Source organism: Thioclava sp. 'Guangxiensis' (genome assembly GCF_045348365.1).
Classification (GTDB): domain Bacteria; phylum Pseudomonadota; class Alphaproteobacteria; order Rhodobacterales; family Rhodobacteraceae; genus Thioclava; species Thioclava kandeliae.
In genome coordinates, this window is the sequence record NZ_CP155822.1 from 1,411,508 (window position 1) to 1,427,128 (window position 15,621).

At 59.6% G+C, this 15,621-nt stretch carries 18 protein-coding genes; 9 read left to right on the top strand and 9 right to left on the bottom strand.

What is annotated here, in order from left to right; translation table 11 throughout:
• The first annotated feature begins 4 nt into the window (after nucleotides 1–4).
• From flgH to ABEB22_RS07025, 8 genes are all read left to right on the top strand, one after another.
• The gene (gene flgH / locus ABEB22_RS06990) at nucleotides 5–730 is read left to right on the top strand and encodes a flagellar basal body L-ring protein FlgH (protein WP_339113590.1); all 726 of its coding nucleotides are present in this window, start codon (nucleotides 5–7) and stop codon (nucleotides 728–730) included.
• A 10-nt stretch (nucleotides 731–740) separates the two neighbouring features.
• Complete coding sequence (locus ABEB22_RS06995; RefSeq protein ID WP_350934841.1) at nucleotides 741–1,250, top strand: flagellar basal body-associated FliL family protein; 510 nt, start codon at nucleotides 741–743, stop codon at nucleotides 1,248–1,250.
• 148 nt (nucleotides 1,251–1,398) lie between these two features.
• Complete coding sequence (locus ABEB22_RS07000) at nucleotides 1,399–2,013, top strand: ribonuclease D (RefSeq protein WP_339113588.1); 615 nt, start codon at nucleotides 1,399–1,401, stop codon at nucleotides 2,011–2,013.
• A 12-nt stretch (nucleotides 2,014–2,025) separates the two neighbouring features.
• Nucleotides 2,026–2,628 (top strand): hypothetical protein, encoded by a 603-nt coding sequence (locus ABEB22_RS07005; protein ID WP_339113587.1) that lies wholly within the window; start codon nucleotides 2,026–2,028, stop codon nucleotides 2,626–2,628.
• Nucleotides 2,629–2,638: 10 nt separating this feature from the next.
• Nucleotides 2,639–3,124, top strand: a complete 486-nt coding sequence (gene lptA, locus ABEB22_RS07010) for a lipopolysaccharide transport periplasmic protein LptA (protein WP_339113586.1) — start codon at nucleotides 2,639–2,641, stop codon at nucleotides 3,122–3,124.
• A complete protein-coding gene (lptB, locus tag ABEB22_RS07015) occupies nucleotides 3,124–3,873 on the top strand; it encodes an LPS export ABC transporter ATP-binding protein (RefSeq protein ID WP_406871133.1) in 750 nt (249 codons plus the stop codon). Before lptA ends, lptB begins: the two co-directional genes overlap by 1 nt.
• 302 nt (nucleotides 3,874–4,175) lie before the next feature.
• Entirely contained in the window at nucleotides 4,176–4,754 is a 579-nt protein-coding gene (hpf, locus tag ABEB22_RS07020; RefSeq protein WP_339113584.1) for a ribosome hibernation-promoting factor, HPF/YfiA family, read from the top strand.
• Between the two features lie 35 nt (nucleotides 4,755–4,789).
• Nucleotides 4,790–5,251, top strand: coding sequence for a PTS sugar transporter subunit IIA (locus ABEB22_RS07025; RefSeq protein ID WP_339113583.1), 462 nt, complete (start codon nucleotides 4,790–4,792; stop codon nucleotides 5,249–5,251).
• Here ABEB22_RS07025 and ABEB22_RS07030 read toward each other — a convergent pair.
• The 8 genes from ABEB22_RS07030 to cysQ form a co-directional block, all read right to left on the bottom strand.
• Nucleotides 5,248–6,645 (bottom strand): nodulation protein NodH, encoded by a 1,398-nt coding sequence (locus tag ABEB22_RS07030; RefSeq protein WP_406869929.1) that lies wholly within the window; start codon nucleotides 6,643–6,645, stop codon nucleotides 5,248–5,250. The genes ABEB22_RS07025 and ABEB22_RS07030 overlap by 4 nt on opposite strands.
• A gap of 4 nt (nucleotides 6,646–6,649) precedes the next feature.
• Nucleotides 6,650–8,347: a beta-1,6-N-acetylglucosaminyltransferase gene (locus ABEB22_RS07035; RefSeq protein ID WP_339113581.1), complete on the bottom strand. Its 1,698-nt coding sequence runs from the start codon at nucleotides 8,345–8,347 to the stop codon at nucleotides 6,650–6,652.
• Complete coding sequence (locus tag ABEB22_RS07040; RefSeq protein WP_339113580.1) at nucleotides 8,344–9,354, bottom strand: glycosyltransferase family 2 protein; 1,011 nt, start codon at nucleotides 9,352–9,354, stop codon at nucleotides 8,344–8,346. The genes ABEB22_RS07035 and ABEB22_RS07040 overlap by 4 nt, the downstream gene beginning before the upstream one ends.
• A 155-nt stretch (nucleotides 9,355–9,509) precedes the next feature.
• The gene (locus ABEB22_RS07045) at nucleotides 9,510–10,532 is read right to left on the bottom strand and encodes a glycosyltransferase family 2 protein (RefSeq protein ID WP_406869930.1); all 1,023 of its coding nucleotides are present in this window, start codon (nucleotides 10,530–10,532) and stop codon (nucleotides 9,510–9,512) included.
• Between the two features lie 28 nt (nucleotides 10,533–10,560).
• On the bottom strand, nucleotides 10,561–11,547 hold the full coding sequence (gene galE, locus ABEB22_RS07050; protein WP_339113578.1) for a UDP-glucose 4-epimerase GalE: 987 nt from the start codon (nucleotides 11,545–11,547) through the stop codon (nucleotides 10,561–10,563).
• A gap of 1 nt (nucleotide 11,548) precedes the next feature.
• Nucleotides 11,549–12,454 (bottom strand): UTP--glucose-1-phosphate uridylyltransferase GalU, encoded by a 906-nt coding sequence (gene galU / locus ABEB22_RS07055; RefSeq protein ID WP_339113577.1) that lies wholly within the window; start codon nucleotides 12,452–12,454, stop codon nucleotides 11,549–11,551.
• Between the two features lie 336 nt (nucleotides 12,455–12,790).
• Complete coding sequence (locus ABEB22_RS07060) at nucleotides 12,791–13,588, bottom strand: manno-octulosonate cytidylyltransferase (protein ID WP_406869931.1); 798 nt, start codon at nucleotides 13,586–13,588, stop codon at nucleotides 12,791–12,793.
• Nucleotides 13,588–14,382, bottom strand: a complete 795-nt coding sequence (gene cysQ / locus ABEB22_RS07065; protein ID WP_339113575.1) for a 3'(2'),5'-bisphosphate nucleotidase CysQ — start codon at nucleotides 14,380–14,382, stop codon at nucleotides 13,588–13,590. The genes ABEB22_RS07060 and cysQ overlap by 1 nt, the downstream gene beginning before the upstream one ends.
• A gap of 123 nt (nucleotides 14,383–14,505) precedes the next feature.
• On the opposite strand from cysQ, the gene ABEB22_RS07070 reads away from it, so the two are divergent.
• Complete coding sequence (locus ABEB22_RS07070) at nucleotides 14,506–15,327, top strand: ABC transporter permease (protein WP_339113574.1); 822 nt, start codon at nucleotides 14,506–14,508, stop codon at nucleotides 15,325–15,327.
• 87 nt (nucleotides 15,328–15,414) lie between these two features.
• Here ABEB22_RS07070 and ABEB22_RS07075 read toward each other — a convergent pair whose 3' ends face one another.
• Complete coding sequence (locus ABEB22_RS07075) at nucleotides 15,415–15,552, bottom strand: entericidin, EcnA/B family (protein ID WP_339113573.1); 138 nt, start codon at nucleotides 15,550–15,552, stop codon at nucleotides 15,415–15,417.
• Nucleotides 15,553–15,621: the final 69 nt, after the last annotated feature.

Genomic DNA, 15,621 nt, shown 5'->3' on the forward strand with positions numbered 1-15,621 from the left:
TGTTATGCGCCGCCTGACCCTTCTTTTGATGACCCTTTCGATCCTTGGCTGCCAGCGTCTTGGCGAAGTCGGTCGGACGCCGGATCTGACGCCGGTCGAGAATACGAATGAATATTTTGCCATGAACACGATCCCGATGCCGGAATTGCCCGAAGACCGTTCGCCGGTATCGCAAGCGTCGCTCTGGTCGGGAACGCCGAAATCGCTTCTGGGCGACCGTCGCGCTGCGCGCAAAGGCGATATCATGACGGTGGTTATCGAGATCGACGATAGCGCCAATTTCTCGAATTCGAGCGATCGTAGCCGGTCCGAATCGCAGTCGATGGGCATTCCGTCGCTCTTCGGTATCCCGGAGCAAATCAACAAGGCGCTGCCGGATGGCGCGAGTATGGATAGCGCGGTTTCCACCAATTCCAGCTCGTCTTTCAATGGTGATGGCAATGTCTCGCGCAACGAGCAATTAACCCTGCGGATTGCCGCAACCATCATCGACGTGCTCCCAAATGGCGTTCTGCGGGTGCAGGGCAGTCAGGAGGTCCGGGTAAATTACGAGGTGCGCGAGCTGATCGTGACCGGATATGTCCGCCCCGAGGATATCAGCCGCCAGAACGAGATTACCTATGACAAGATCGCAGGTGCCCGGATCTCCTATGGTGGTCGTGGACAGATCTCGGATGTGCAGCAGCCGCGGATCGGCTCGCAGATCGCCGATATCATCATGCCGTTCTGAGGGGAGTTAGATGGGTAAGTTACTTCCGGTCATCTTCGTGATCCTCGGGCTTGCGATTGGCGGCGGTGCAGGCTTCTTCCTGCGCCCCGCTCCGCCCCCGCCTGAGGAAACGGCAAGCGCCGAAGGCGATGGCGCAGCCGAGGGAGAGCACGCCGCCGAGGATGGGGAGGCCGCAGAAGGCGAGGAGGGGGTGCCGACCTCCGAATTCGTCAAGCTCAACAACCAGTTCGTTGTGCCCCTGCTGGATGCGACCCGAGTTCGCGCGATGGTGATCCTCTCACTGTCGGTCGAGATGCCGGTCGGTGGCACGGAGCGCGTCTATGCGGTCGAGCCAAGACTGCGCGATTCCTTCCTGCAGGTTCTGTTCGATCATGCGAATAATGGCGGTTTCGAAGGGGTCTATACTTCGACCGACAGGATGACAGAACTGCGTCGGGCTCTGTTGGAAACCGCGCGCACTGTGGTGGGCAAAGACGTCAAAAGCATCCTCGTGTCGGATATTCTCCGCCAAGATAGCTGAGGAACGGCGCAGGTCCTTATGATTGACATGCGCGGAAATTTGCGAGTCTTGCGCGTCCAGCTAGTAAACTACACAAGCATTGTGCGCGGCTTACATTGGCAAGCTCCTCCGAAAACGCCTATATGGGGCGAAAGACAGGAGTTTGCCCGTGACGATCCATTTGCATGAGGGAGATCTGCCGGAAGGGTTGGATCTTGGCGCGGTAGTGGCCATTGATACCGAAACGATGGGGCTTGATCCGCGCAGGGACCGCCTGTGCCTCGTGCAGCTCAGTAGCGGCGACGGTAACGCCCATTTGGTCCAGATCGCCAAGGGGCAGACGGAGGCCCCGCGCCTGTGTGCCCTGCTGGCCGATCCCGAGATCGAGAAACTTTTCCACTTCGCGCGGTTCGACATCGCAGCGCTTTATAACGCCTTCGGTGTTGTGACTGCGCCGGTGTTCTGTACAAAGGTCGCCTCGAAGATGGTGCGCACCTTCACCGACCGCCATGGCCTGAAACTGCTTTTGCAAGAGGTGGCGGGGGTCGATATCTCCAAACAGCAGCAGAGCTCCGATTGGGGCGCTCCGGTTCTGACCGAGGCGCAGAAAGAATATGCGGCCTCCGATGTCCTGCATCTGCACAAGCTGAAGGCGGGGCTTCTGCCGCGTCTCGTGCGCGAGGACCGTCTGCAGCTCGCCCAGGCCTGTTTCGACTTCCTGCCCGCCCGTGCCCAACTGGATCTTCTGGGATGGGACGAGCCGAGCGATATCTTCCATCACTAAGCCCAGTCCTCCATGATCCGTGACAACCGCCATTCCATGCTGGTCACCTGGGCCAAGACGCTGCTTCCTCTTGCGGCGCTTGTTCTGCTGTCGTCGGTCTTCCTGATCGGGCATCGGGTGGAGCCGGGCACGGTCATTCCCTATTCCGATGTCGATATCGAGGAACTGGCGCGTGAGCCGCAAGTGGTGGCGCCGGAATATGCCGGTGTCACAAAAGAAGGCGCTGCCCTTTCGGTGCGCGGTTCGCGGGCGATACTCCAGCCCGGAAATGGCGACGGGAGTTCGGTGCAGCAGCTTGTGGCCAAGCTCCAGACACGGTCCGGGCTCGTGGTCGATCTCAATGCGACGGCGGGTCAGATCCGCCCCGATGAAGATCTGATAGAGTTGAGCGAGGGTGTGGCGATGCAGACATCGACCGATTACCGGATGCGCTCCGACCTGATCGAGATCAGCACGGACCAGACCCGCGTCCTTTCGCCCGGTGCGGTGCATGGCGAGGCGCCGATGGGGGTGCTCGATGCGGGTGCGATGGAGCTTTCCCAGCCCGAGCCGGGTGGGTCCAATAATCTGCTCTTCACCAAGGGCGTGAAGCTGGTATACCAGCCCCAAGAATGAAGGTGGTGTGATGCGGCAAATCTTGACGGCAATCATTGTGGCGGCTTCGATGGCGATCCCGTCGCTTGGCGCGGCGCAACAGGTGGATTTTGGCGGGCTGTCGACGAATACGAAGGCTCCAGTGGAGATCACCTCCGACAGTCTGCAGGTCGACCAGTCGACCGGTGAGGCTGTCTTCCGTGGGAATGTTCTCGTTGTGCAGGACGATATGCGCCTGAAAGCGGCGGAACTGCATGTGGAATACGGTCAGACGCAGAGCGAGATCAACCGGCTGATCGCTTCAGGCGGTGTTACGCTGGTGTCGGCGAGTGATGCGGCCAAGTCGCAGGATGCGGTCTATGACGTGCGCAATGGCAATCTGGTCATGACGGGTGATGTGCTGCTGACCCAAGGCGATAACGCGCTCTCCGGTAACAAGCTGACGGTCGATCTGACGACCGGGACAGGGCAGATGGACGGGCGCGTGCGCACGATTCTGGCGCCCGGGGGGCAATGATGGACGCAGCACCCGAACCGGCCAGCCATGGGCTGAGCGTAACCAATCTGCGCAAGGGCTACCGCAAGAAGGTGGTTCTGCGTGATGTGTCGCTGCGGCTGAACCGTGGCGAGGTGGTAGCGCTGCTAGGCCCAAACGGTTCGGGCAAGACCACCTGTTTTTACAATATCGCGGGGCTGATCACGCCGGATGCGGGGCAGGTGAGCATTGATGGTCGCAACGTGACCGGTCTGCCCATGTATCGCCGCGCGCGATTCGGAATCGGCTATCTTCCGCAGGAAGCGTCGATCTTCCGCGGGTTGACGGTCGAGCAAAATATTATGGCCGTTTTGGAAATAGCGGTGGAGGACCGTCACCGCCGCCGTGAACGGCTCGAGGAATTGCTAAGCGATTTCTCGATCGAACATCTGCGCAATTCGCCCGCTCTGGCGCTTTCGGGGGGCGAACGCCGCCGCTGCGAAATCGCGCGCTGCCTCGCAGCGGACCCGAAATATCTGCTGCTCGACGAGCCCTTCGCGGGCGTCGACCCGATCGCGGTGGGCGATATCCGCCATCTGGTGGCGCAGTTGAAAGAGCGTGGCATCGGGGTGCTGATCACCGATCATAACGTGCGTGAAACACTTGAAATCGTTGATCGCGCCTACATCCTGCACGATGGTCAGGTGCTCATGTCGGGCACGACGGAAGAGGTCGTCAATAACGAGGACGTCCGTCGCGTCTATCTCGGTCAGGATTTCCGCTTCCAGTAACTGGCGGATTTTACAGCGATGTGAGGCCGTAAGAACGTGCCGTCACATGGCTGTCATGTGCTGCAATGCGGCGACGATCACCCGTTGACTTCCCCTTGGGATCGTTCCCAAATGTAATCAAATGCGTGATCTGGTCATCATATTCCCGATGCTTTGCGCAGCCCTCACGGTGGCTGCCCGGTCCGCTTTTTTCCTTGCCCGATGTCGGGAACGAGCAGGAAAGGTGTGCCCCCTCACAGAATTTAACCGACTGTAAATATGGTGCCGAGCACCGTTGGTCAGTCATAAAGGAAGGAGACGCCATGCGTTACCAAATTAGCGGCAAACAGCTTGATATCGGTGAAGCTCTGCAGACCCATGTCAAAACCGAGCTGGGCAGCACGGTCGAGAAATATTCTCAACGACCGACCGATGCCACCGTCGTGTTTTCGAAAAACGCGCATGAGTATATCTGCGAAGCGACCGTGCACCTGTCCACGGGTCTGACTGCGCAGGCCAAAGGCGTAGCGACCGAGGTCTATGCTGCCTTCGACGCCCTTCAGGAAAAAATGGATAAACAGCTGCGCCGCCATAAGCGCCGGCTGAAAGACCATCAGGCGGCACGCACCACCGCAGTTGAATTCGAAGCGGCAGGGCTTTATGTGCTGGCACCGGAAGAGGAAGACGAATCGACCGGCGCGGAAGGGGGCGATGCGCCCATGATCGTGGCGGAGATGGAGACGCGGGTTCAGACCCTCTCTGTCGGTGATGCGGTGATGCAGATGGAGCTCGCCCATAAGCCGCTTTTGGTCTTCCGCAACGAAAAACATGGCGGGGTTAATGTTGTCTATCAGCGTGAAGATGGCAATATTGGCTGGATTGACCCCCGTCACAGCAAGTAAGCGCCTGATCTCCGAAAGGCGCGGAAAAAGGACCGATGGATCTATCCTCTCTGCTTCGCCCGTCAGCCGTTCGCGCGGTTGCCAATGTGGCTAGCAAAAAGCGTCTGTTTCAGGATCTGGCAGATATCGCGGCACAGGCTTACGGGCTTGATGCCGCGGTTATCGTGGATGCGCTGCAGGAGCGCGAAAGCCTAGGGCCGACCGGTGTGGGCCATGGCGTCGCGCTGCCGCATGCGCGTCTGCACGGGCTGGATCACGTTGTGGGCGTGTTCATGCGTCTGGAAAAACCGCTCGATTTCGATGCGGTGGACCGCCAGCCTGTGGATCTGGTCTTTGGCCTTCTGGCACCCAAAAGCTCGGGCGTGGACCACCTGAAAGCGTTGGCGCTCGTGTCGCGCACGATGCGCAATGAAGACACCTGCAAAAAACTGCGCTCCAACACCGATCCGGCTGCCCTGCATGGCGTATTGACCACCACGCATGGGCTTGCGGCCTAGGCCGTCCAGTCGGTGAAGCCGAACTGCATGTAATCACGGGAATAGGCGTCTTTCACCGCCTGTTCCAGCTCTGCCGAATAAAGGTCGGCCAAGGCGACACGCCCCTGATCGGACACCGGCAGGGGCGCTTTGCTGTCCAGCCCCACCGTTTTCAGGAGATAGGGCAGGTCCGTGGCCATCCGGTCCTCGCGCACCAGCAGGTCTGGCGTGGCAAAGCTGGCAAAGGCCTGCAGCATGGTCGACTGGCTCGCCCAGAGCTGGTGCACAGGCAGGCTGGTCTGACTGTTGAGGCTGGATTTCAACCAGAGCGCAAACTCCAGCAAGGCAGCGCGATGGGCCGTCAGATCGAGCGACTGTCCGTCCTTGGGCAAGGGCAGTTTGTAGGTCATGCGCAGCGCCTCGCGGGTCTGGGCGAAATTGTCCCAATCCAGGAGCGCGATAAAGGCCAGATGCACCCGCATCACCGGATGGCGCAACACGGTGAAGCTACGATGCTGCGGGGTCTGGCGTTTCCACTGTCGCAGGGTCTTTTGCGAGAAACCTTCGGTAATCTCGCCCAATGTCCCCATCCAGCCGCGCAGCTCCACATCGGAGGCAGGGCGTAGCGGCATATAAAGCAGGCCGGCCTTGCCGGAGCTGGTCCCGATGAAACCCGGCACATTCGGCCCGCGGCGGGGCTCGAAATTGGGGGTGCGCGAGAGGTTGAACCGGTCAAGACGGGCGAGTGAGGCCTCCATCTGCGCGAAATTCGTGACCTTCTCCTCCAACCCTTCGGGGTTCTGCACGACCAGACTGTCGGGTAGGGCATCGGGGCCATCGGCCACGCCCAGCCATTTGGCCAATCCGTTGAGCACCTCGATATCCTGCGCATCCTCGTAATCGATATAGAAGGCGCTCTGGCCCGAGACCTGAAGCGCGTTCATTATCTTGATCTGGAAATTCTGCAGTGCCTCGAGATGGTCCTCGAATTCCACCGCATCAAACTCGGCTTGTGCCACGCGGCGGTGCTTGGCATCGCCAAGCTTCCACTGACCGGTCGAGCGCGCGATCTTCAGGCTGACATAGCTTTCGATCGGATTGCGGGTCAGCACGATCTTGGCGCATTTGGGGTCGTTGAGCATCGGCCCGAGCACGCGCGGATCATGTTCGTGGAAATAACGGCAGCCGTTCAGACCCGGCGCCTTGCGGATCTTTTTCCACAGCTCCTTGGGGTCGGCATCGCGCGTGGCCTTGCTGACGCCCAACAGTTCGGCCTTGTTGGGATAGCCGATCAGGACAGGGTTGAAGGCCTCGCCATGGCAATGGGTATCGGGCAGCATATTGATGGCCGCTTCCAGCAGGTTGGAGCCGGTGCGCATCTCGGCCAGAATGACGAAGCTTTCGAAATTTGCCATAGGATCACTTCAATAATGGAGCGCGCTTGCGGCGCGATGTCAGGGAGTCGGGAGAACTCACGATAGAGAAATCCCCCATCAGTTGCGGCTGCATGCCTTGGTTCTTGAGGTTCTGCAGGAATTGCCCGAAGCCGGTCAGGTCCACCATCTGTGGCATCTCGGTGATGCGGCGCGCCGAGCGCGGGCTGATCTCATCGATGATGGTCTGCATATGCTCGGTCGGATTTTCCAGATATTCCTGCAGGTTCCAGAACCGCACCCGTGCCTTCACATACATAGACCGCAGGATCTCCAGCTCGGCCAGCTCGTTCTTCTGCAGCCATGCGGCCTCTTTGCGCACCACCGAAAAGGGTTCGGTCGAGCGGAAAAGCGGGATGGCCCAGGCGCCCGTGATGATCGAGATCTGCGCATTGGGATCGGTTGCGGTGAACCAGCCAAGCGCCTGATTGTCCTTGGCGCTCATCATGAAACACTGCCGCTCGCCGCGCGCGTTCCAGAGCAGGTTGGTCAGGAAGGCCTGCGGAGCATGGTCACGGATCTCCTTATTGGCGGGCAGGCAGCCGTTGAACATCGGGTCACGGCCCGCAAACTCCACCCCCCAAGGCGCAAAAAGCCGCCCGTGCACGCGTCCGGCCACATGTTTCGACAGCCAGCCCTCGAAATTCTCGTAAAGGTCGGAGAACCCCTGAAACAGCGAATAGGGGCCAGCTGTCTTGCCGTTCTCGTGGTCGCGATGCGGAAAACGCGACTGCATATAGAGGCCGGGTCGACCGCGCGTCCGGCGTTCAACCGCTTTGGTAAACAGCCGGTCGATCTTGGACGGGTTCGGCTCGGCAATCTTCTCGGCGGGTTTCTTGACACGCAGGAAGGTCGAATAGAGCCGGTCCGCCTTGGGCCAGATCTTGCGCGCCATGAAACAGTCCGAGCGGCGCAGAAGCTGCAGGTGGTCATCGTAGAAGATATGCGGTTTGCCCTGAAAATCGAATTTGGTCAGGGTGAGCGAGCGGCTTTCGATGGAGGTGGCATAGATGCGGGCGAGCGACTGGAAATAGCTCTCGTCGGGGATCCAGACCTTCTTGAAGTAGCGGTCATAGATGGCACGGTCCTTATCTTTGAGGATCGCGGTCAGGGTCTTGCGGGTCAGACACCACCATTGGCTGCCCATATGCGGCACGAGCCCTTCGGGAAGCTTGCGGTTCACACCCAGCCGGCGCTGGAGGGCGACGTAATCATCGAAGAGGCGGCGGTGTTTGCGCCACGAGAAGGGGAAGCGCAATGTGAAGCGTTCCATATCCAGCCCGCCCTGTGTCCAGCCGACCTCTGATGTGGTGACCGACTCGATGAAATCGGTCCAGGGACGGGCATCAAGGAAGGCGCGTAGCTCGTCGAGCGGGCGCAGCGGCAGGCAGGAGCCAGAGGCCAGATAGACATGGCGGGCGTCTGCGTGGCGGTCGAGCATCTGCTCGGCCCCCGCCTGCGCCGCGGCTACCAGCGACCATGTGCCCCATTCACAGGCGAAGCGCTCGCAGAACGAGACATGCGGAAACTCGGCAAGCGCCTTGACCATGCCATCATAGGCCGAGGCGGAGACGCGTTTGTCGACATGGATGACCACAGGAGCATCCTGCACCGCCCAGTGGCGGGCGACCTCCGCCGCGCGGTCGAGTGCCGTGTGGCACATCATGACAAAGCCCACGCTCATGCCCAGTTCCCCTTGGACATCAGGCCCAGAATTTCCAGCTGGCGCCAGTTGATGTATTTTTCGGACCAGCGGCACCACAGCTCGCCGTCATCGGCCAGCACTTCGGCATAGGCCTTATATTCGCGCGAGCCCGAATAATGCTGTTTGCGGGTGATCTCTTCCTCGACCTTGTCGTTGAGAACCGACAGGAATTTGGCATGGAGCAGGCAGCCTGAGGTCCGTTCGCCGCCCCATTCATCATAGGTCAGGTTCAGGTTGCGGGGCAGGGCCATATGGGTCGAGCTGAGATAGACGTAGTGCTTCTGCCAGCGGATCAGCGGGATCTTGTTGAGCGAGGGTGCCTGATCGGGGGCGTCGGCAAAGAATTTCCGCGCGCGTGGCCCGCCCTGTATCCACAGGTTCTGGTGCAGATGGTTCTTGCTGATCGTGTAATTGCCGCTATCGAACCAGCAGGCGATATCGAACGGGTTCTGGCCCTCCTGATAGGGCTGATCCTCGAGCCGACCCTTGGGATACATATCCAGCAGCATCGCCGGAAAATGCGGGATCTCGTAGGTATCAAGCCAGTCGGTCAGCGCATCGATCGTGCGGGTATCGCAGAAGGGGAAGATAAAGAATTCGTCGGGATCGACGGTCAGGCACCAATGCCCTGTGCCATAGCGGCGCAGTAGATGGTTGATCCAGTCCATCCCGAAGCGCGAGCGCCGGTAGCTCGCATCGGTGCGCCAGAGAGAGACATCGGGCTGGGCCGCGAGATATTCGCGTGAGCCGTCATCCGAGCCGTTATCGACCATGATGAAATGATGGCAGCCCATCTCGCGATAGTAGCGCAGGAAATAGGGCAGGCGGATACGCTCGTTGCGCAGGGTCACGAACACGAGGATATCATCGGGACGGATCGCGCGGGTTCTATCGGCAACAGAGCGCAGCTCGCGGCGTTTGCGGAACGCACGGAACAGGAACTTCTTGCGTTCCAGACGTAATTTATAAAGTTGCCTGACTGTCACTCAATCACTCGCGCCCGCATGTGGCTTTATTGCCCGATCTTCTTTTCAACAGGATTAACGGGCCAATATTTTACCATGGCATCTGTCGTCTGATGGCGGGTTGACCGGGTGCGGTCACGCTAGGCCATCTCGCGGTGGGGGTAAATAATTCGTGGTTAATTAGCTGTGGTTTCATCGGATTTTGTGCCCCTGCTGCCGCGCGTGATCAGGCCCAGAGCCTCGAGATGCGCGGCCGTGGGGCCCGTGGCGGTTGGCGGTCCTGCAAGAATCGGGTCATCGGTCAGGGCGTCGTAATACCGGGTGTAATTCTCGACATGGGTGAAATGCTGCTTGCGATGCTGGTCCTCGCGGGCGCGATCCATCGACGAGGCCAGAAACTTGCTATGCAGAAGGGCACCTGTCATCAGTCCATGCCGTGGATCGAAACCGCGGTTCAGGCGGCGCGGCAGCAGAAGATGGGTCGAGCTGAGATAGGCATAGCGCCAGTGCCAGCGCAGCAGCGGTGTTTTGTGCAGATGGGGCGCATGATCGGGCCTCTCACGGAAGAAGCACCGCTTGCGGGGGCCACCACGGATCGAGATGTTTCCATAGCGGGGCTGATATTCCCAATCATAGCCCCATGCGTCGAATGCGGTAAGATCATCGAGCGACAAGGCACCAGACAGCGGGCCTTCGGGATAGAGATCCAGCATCAGCGCCGCCATCACGTCCTGGCCAGCCGCGTCGAGCTGGCGGGTCAGCGCGGGGAGGGGGGTTGTGTCATGGTCGGGATAGACAAGAAGCTCGTCGGCATCCACCGTCAGACACCATGCGCCCTGCCCATGGGCCAGAAGAAGCCCGTTGATCCAGTCCATACCGAAACGGGCATCGCGGTAGCTCGCACGTGTCTGCCACAGCCAGACGTCGGGTTGGGCGGCCAGATAGGCGGCGCTGTCATCATCCGACCCGTTATCCACCATAAGAAAATGGCGCACCCCGAGACGGCGGTAATGTTTCAGGAAATCGGGGAGGCGCTCCATCTCGTTGCGCAAACAGCAGAACAGCCGGATGTCATCCGGGCCGGCGGTAAATGCGCGCGCGGGCGGCGACAATTTTCTGCGCGCCAGATAGGCGCGCAGAAGGGCGTTCCGTCGTTTTTGTCGCAACCGGTATGCAGACCAGAGCGTGTGGGTCTGCATCGGACAGCACTCCTGACTGGGTCAGGAATTATTCTGCATATTCCGGCGCCTGATGCCAGCGCCATGCATCGGCAATCATGGTTTCCAGCTCGGCGCGTTTGGGCTCCCAGCCAAGGACATCCTTGGCCTTCACCGACCCCGAGACCAGAACAGCGGCATCGCCCTCGCGGCGTTCGCCCTCGGTGATCGGCACTTCGCGATTGGTGACATTGCGCGATTGCGCGATCACTTCCCGCACCGAGAACCCGTTGCCGGTGCCAAGGCAGAAGACCTCGGAGGGCTTGCCTTCCTCGAGCCATTTCAGCCCCAGAACATGGGCATCGACCAGATCCGAGACATGGACGTAATCGCGGATGCAGGTACCGTCGCGGGTGTCGTAATCCGAGCCGAAAACGGTCAGCGCCGCGCGTTTCCCGGCAATCGCATCCAGCATCAGCGGGATCAGATGGGTCTCGGGCACATGTTGCTCACCCACCTGCGCCTCCGGATCGGCACCGGCCACGTTGAAGTAGCGGAAAATCACCGAGCGCAAGCCGTGGCTCTTGCCGAAATCGCGCAGCATATCCTCGATGGCACGTTTCGAGCCGCCATAAGCGTTGATCGGGAATTGCGGGGTTTCTTCATTGAGAACCACACCGTCCTGATCGCCATAGGTCGCGCAGGTCGAGGAAAAGACGAATTTGTCGATCCCCGCATCGATGGCGGCCTCGATAAGGTTGAGCGCGCAATTCACATTGGTCGCCCAGTATTTCGAAGGGTTCTTCATCGACTCGCCAACGAGCGAGAGCGCCGCGAAATGCATCACGGCGACAGGCTGGTATTTGGCGATTACCTCGTCAAGGCGGGCCCGGTCATGAAGATCGCCGACTTCGAGAGGACCGAATTTGACGGCCTCTTTCCAGCCGGTGGAAAGATTGTCGAAACAGACGGGGACATAGCCCGCCTGCTGGAGAGCTTTACAGGCATGCGAGCCGACATAGCCCGCACCACCCGTCACAAGAACATGTTTCGTCATATTATTCGGCAGCAGCCCGCATGGTCATGACATCGCCGAGATATTCCGCGAATTCGTCCTTGAGGTCGTCGCGCGCCAAGCCAAAGGCCACGGTGGCCTGCAGAAAGCCCGCTTTGGAGCCGCAATCGAAGCGCTGGCCGTTGAAGCGGTAGCCATAGACCGGATTGCCGGCTTCGATTTCCTGCGCGATCGCGTCGGTCAGCTGGTACTCGCCACCGGCGCCGGTGGTCTTCGATTCGATTGCGGCGTCGATATTGTTCAGGATCTCGGGCGTCAGGATATAGCGGCCGATTACAGCGAGATTGGACGGCGCTTCTTCCGCCGGCGGTTTCTCCACCATGCCATTGACCTTATAGGTCGTGCTGTTCACCTGATCGCAATCAAGCACACCGTAAGACGAGATCTTCGAGTTCGGTACTTCCATCGCGGCCACATAGTTGCCGGGATTCTCGTTATAGGCCTCGATCATCTGTGCGAGACAGGGTTTGTCCGCGGCGATCACGTCATCGGTCAGGATGACGGCAAAGGGCTCGTCGCCGATCATGCGGCGTGCGCACCAGACAGCGTGGCCCAGACCCAGCGCGCGACGCTGGCGGACATAGGCGATGGCGCCCGACGGCATGTTCGTTTTCTCGAGTTCCTCGAGGATTGCGGTCTTGCCCTTGGCGCGCAGCGAGGCGTCGAGCTCGGGGGCGTCGTCGAAGTAATCCTCGAGCGCGGACTTGCCGCGCGAGGTGACGAAGATGAATTCGGTGATGCCTGCAGCACGCGCCTCGTCGATCGCATACTGGATCAGTGGGCGGTCAACCAGCGTAAGAATTTCTTTCGGAATGGATTTGGTCGCTGGCAGGAATCGGGTTCCAAGACCTGCCACGGGAAAGACAGCTTTAGTGACCTTGCGTGTCATCAAGCACCTTTTTTGTTATCCGAGTGCGGAGCTGCACCCAATGCATGTTGCTCAATGCTACACACGGAGTTTGGTTCCAAACAAGTCTGCGTGTGCGCATAAATTAATCCGGCGCGATTGCGATTCTGTCGCGGCTACCGGCCGGCTCTGTTGTTCAATGTGTTGAGATTTACCGATTAATCAAGTTAGCATATGGAACCTTCGGCTGAACTTCGCCATCTTTGCGTTGATCAATCAGTATATGAACAGGTTAACGTAGCGAAAATTTTAAGCAAAACAGTGGATCTTTGACTGGATCTTGGGGCGCATGGCTCGATACGCCATGCGCCAAAGCCGTCAGGCGAGTCCCATTTCGGCCATCATGGCCTCGATCCGCGCCACATCCGAGGGGTTGTTCAACTCCCAGAACTGCCGGCCTTTCGATTCGACCTCCACGCAGAGGATGTCATGGCCGTTCTCGAGGAATCGCAGCTGCTCGAGCCCTTCAAGCTGTTCGAGCGGGCCGATCTCCCATTCGGGATAGCGGGCCAACGCTTCGGCCCGATAAGCATAGGCGCCCACATGGTGGAAGACGGGGGTCGGCGCATCGGAGGCATAGGTCTGGCCGGTAAAGGGAACGACCTCCTTCGAGAAATAAAGCGCCTGATGGGCCGCGCCGAAAACCGCCGTCGTGCCGCCCACGCGGTCGTTGCGGCGGTCTTCCTTCAGGGCCTCGAGCATGGCGCCCTCACAGCGCAGCACCGGTGTGGCCAGATCCAGGTCACTTCCCTTGATGCCCTCGATCAGCGCCTCGATGAACCAAGGCGGCGTCAGCGGGGCATCGCCCTGCAGGTTGACCACATAATCGAACCCGCCACCCAGATTGGCATGGGCCTCGGCACATCGCTCGGTGCCATTGCGGCACTCGGGCGAGGTCATCACGACCTCGGCGCCAAAGCTCTCGGCCTCGGCCTTGATCCGGTCGTCGTCAGTGGCCACCACGACCCGCAGGTCGCCTTCCACCGACATGGCCGCGTCCCAGCTCCGGCGGATCAGGGTCTTTTTCTCGCCGGTCGAGCCGGTCAGCGCCACCAGCGGCTTGGCCGGATAGCGGGTCGACGCGTAGCGCGCCGGAATAACGATAAGGGTCGACATTATTTTACCAGCAGAACGCCCGGAGCATAGGCGATGAAGAAGGGATTGCGGAAGCCGTCCTTGCCATAGACGAAGGTCTTGTGCTCGTCGAAGGTGACCATGAGGCCACCCGCGCCGCGCAGGACCGCGTCACCTGCCGCCGTATCCCATTCCATAGTCGGCCCGAGGCGCGGATAGAGATCTGCCTCGCCTGTGGCCACCAGACAGAATTTCAGCGAGGAGCCCGCCGAGGTCATATCCTTCACGCCATACTGGCCGATATAGTCGTCGGTGGCCTGATCGCGGTGCGATTTTGAGGCCACGACCATCAGAGCGCGGTTATCGGGGGTGGAGACGGCAATCGGGCTCAACTCGCCCGGCTGATCCTTGTCAAAGCTGCCCTTCTCTTCGACCGAGCGCCCATCGGCCAGCGTATAGAAGAGACGCTTGATGGCAGGCGCATAGACAATACCCGCCTTTGGCACGCCATTCTCGACATAGGCAATATTTACGGTGAACTCGCCGCGACGTTTGATGAACTCTTTGGTGCCGTCGAGCGGATCCACGATGAGGAAGGTCGAAACCTCCAGATTATGGCTTGTAGCCTGCTCTTCGGTCACTAGCGCTACATCGGGGAAGGCCGCGCGCAGCCCGTCCGAGATGATCTTGTCGGCCGCTTCATCCGCCGCCGTGACAGGGCTGTCATCGGATTTGGATTTGATCTCGAAATCGGGGCCATCATAGATTTCCATGATTCGGTCACCGGCTTCGAGCGCCAGCTTGCGCATGGTGGGAACGAGCTTTTCATAATCCATGAGGTCTCCAATTCGTCGCGATTGCGGCTTATTACTGTCTAGCTGTCACAGTTATGCTAGGGCATCAAGCAAACAGCAAGTTTTGCAAGACATATTGTGTCTTACGCGGCAGAGTGCGGGATTATGTTCAAAGCGCAACAGAGTAATTCAACGATCGGGTCGGGCTTCAGTCTTCTGGGGCTGATCTATCACGCGACCGTCCGCGAGCTGCGCAAAAGCCACGGAAACGCGGTCATCGGGCTTTTGCTCAATATGCTGCAGGTGGTGATCCTCGTCTTCACCTTCTACATCATGTTCGGTGTGCTGGGGCTGCGCGGCAGCGCGGTGCGGGGCGATTTCCTTCTGTATATCATGAGCGGGATCTTCCTGTTCCTGACCCATACCAAGGCGATGAGCGCGGTCTTCGGGGCAGAGGGTCCGACCTCGGCGATGATGAAGCACGCACCGATGACGACTGCGATCTCGATCTCGGCGGCGGCCCTGAGCGCGCTCTATATCCAGCTGCTCTCGATGATCGTGGTGCTTTATCTCTACCATGCCGCTTTCACTCCGATCACTATCTATGATTGGGTAGGGGCGATGGGGATGGTGTTTCTGAGCTGGTTCACCGGCGCCGCCATCGGCATGGTCCTGCTGGCGGCAAAACCCTGGGCTCCCGATGTCGTGCGGGTCATCCACCAGATCTATTCCCGCGCCAATATGATCGCCTCGGGCAAGATGTTTCTGGCCAATACCCTGCCGCACAAGATGCTGGTCCTGTTCAACTGGAATCCGCTCTTTCACACGATCGATCAGGCGAGGGGCTTTACCTTCATCAATTACAACCCGCATTTCTCGAGCTGGCACTACGCACTCTATGTCGGGCTGGCGCTTATGATGATCGGGCTGATGGGCGAATTCTATACACGCCAATATGCGTCGGTCTCTTGGGGCGCCAAGCGTTAAGCCCTTTTTCGGCGAGGGCTTTGTGCGGCAAGTAAAAGCCCCCGCAACTGAAAGCTCTGCGGGGGCCTGCAGTTTGTCAGGATGCGCTTATTGTGCGGCTTCGATGGATTCACGCTGGACCACATGGCCTGCGGTCGTCACGTCCTGCCCGAAGCCATGCACGGTCGAGCAGGCGGATACGCCAAGCGAGGCCAGAATAAAGGCGGGGATAAGTAGTTTGGTCATGATGCGACTCCTTTGTCTCTGTCGCCATAACACACGAAAAACGCGCCGGTTCCGCAAGTTCCGTAATTA

What these genes read in the sequence shown, in the direction of transcription:
- flgH (WP_339113590.1), top strand. Translation starts at nt 5, where the DNA reads ATGCGCCGCCTGACCCTTCTTTTGATGACCCTTTCGATCCTTGGCTGC.
- ABEB22_RS07030 (WP_406869929.1), bottom strand. Translation starts at nt 6,645, where the DNA reads ATGGCAAATTTCGAAAGCTTCGTCATTCTGGCCGAGATGCGCACCGGC.
- ABEB22_RS07060 (WP_406869931.1), bottom strand. Translation starts at nt 13,588, where the DNA reads ATGTCGACCCTTATCGTTATTCCGGCGCGCTACGCGTCGACCCGCTAT.
- galU (WP_339113577.1), bottom strand. Translation starts at nt 12,454, where the DNA reads ATGACACGCAAGGTCACTAAAGCTGTCTTTCCCGTGGCAGGTCTTGGA.
- galE (WP_339113578.1), bottom strand. Translation starts at nt 11,547, where the DNA reads ATGACGAAACATGTTCTTGTGACGGGTGGTGCGGGCTATGTCGGCTCG.
- lptB (WP_406871133.1), top strand. Translation starts at nt 3,124, where the DNA reads ATGGACGCAGCACCCGAACCGGCCAGCCATGGGCTGAGCGTAACCAAT.
- cysQ (WP_339113575.1), bottom strand. Translation starts at nt 14,382, where the DNA reads ATGGATTATGAAAAGCTCGTTCCCACCATGCGCAAGCTGGCGCTCGAA.
- lptA (WP_339113586.1), top strand. Translation starts at nt 2,639, where the DNA reads ATGCGGCAAATCTTGACGGCAATCATTGTGGCGGCTTCGATGGCGATC.
- ABEB22_RS07075 (WP_339113573.1), bottom strand. Translation starts at nt 15,552, where the DNA reads ATGACCAAACTACTTATCCCCGCCTTTATTCTGGCCTCGCTTGGCGTA.
- hpf (WP_339113584.1), top strand. Translation starts at nt 4,176, where the DNA reads ATGCGTTACCAAATTAGCGGCAAACAGCTTGATATCGGTGAAGCTCTG.
- ABEB22_RS07005 (WP_339113587.1), top strand. Translation starts at nt 2,026, where the DNA reads ATGATCCGTGACAACCGCCATTCCATGCTGGTCACCTGGGCCAAGACG.
- ABEB22_RS07025 (WP_339113583.1), top strand. Translation starts at nt 4,790, where the DNA reads ATGGATCTATCCTCTCTGCTTCGCCCGTCAGCCGTTCGCGCGGTTGCC.
- ABEB22_RS07035 (WP_339113581.1), bottom strand. Translation starts at nt 8,347, where the DNA reads ATGAGCGTGGGCTTTGTCATGATGTGCCACACGGCACTCGACCGCGCG.
- ABEB22_RS07070 (WP_339113574.1), top strand. Translation starts at nt 14,506, where the DNA reads ATGTTCAAAGCGCAACAGAGTAATTCAACGATCGGGTCGGGCTTCAGT.
- ABEB22_RS07045 (WP_406869930.1), bottom strand. Translation starts at nt 10,532, where the DNA reads ATGCAGACCCACACGCTCTGGTCTGCATACCGGTTGCGACAAAAACGA.
- ABEB22_RS06995 (WP_350934841.1), top strand. Translation starts at nt 741, where the DNA reads ATGGGTAAGTTACTTCCGGTCATCTTCGTGATCCTCGGGCTTGCGATT.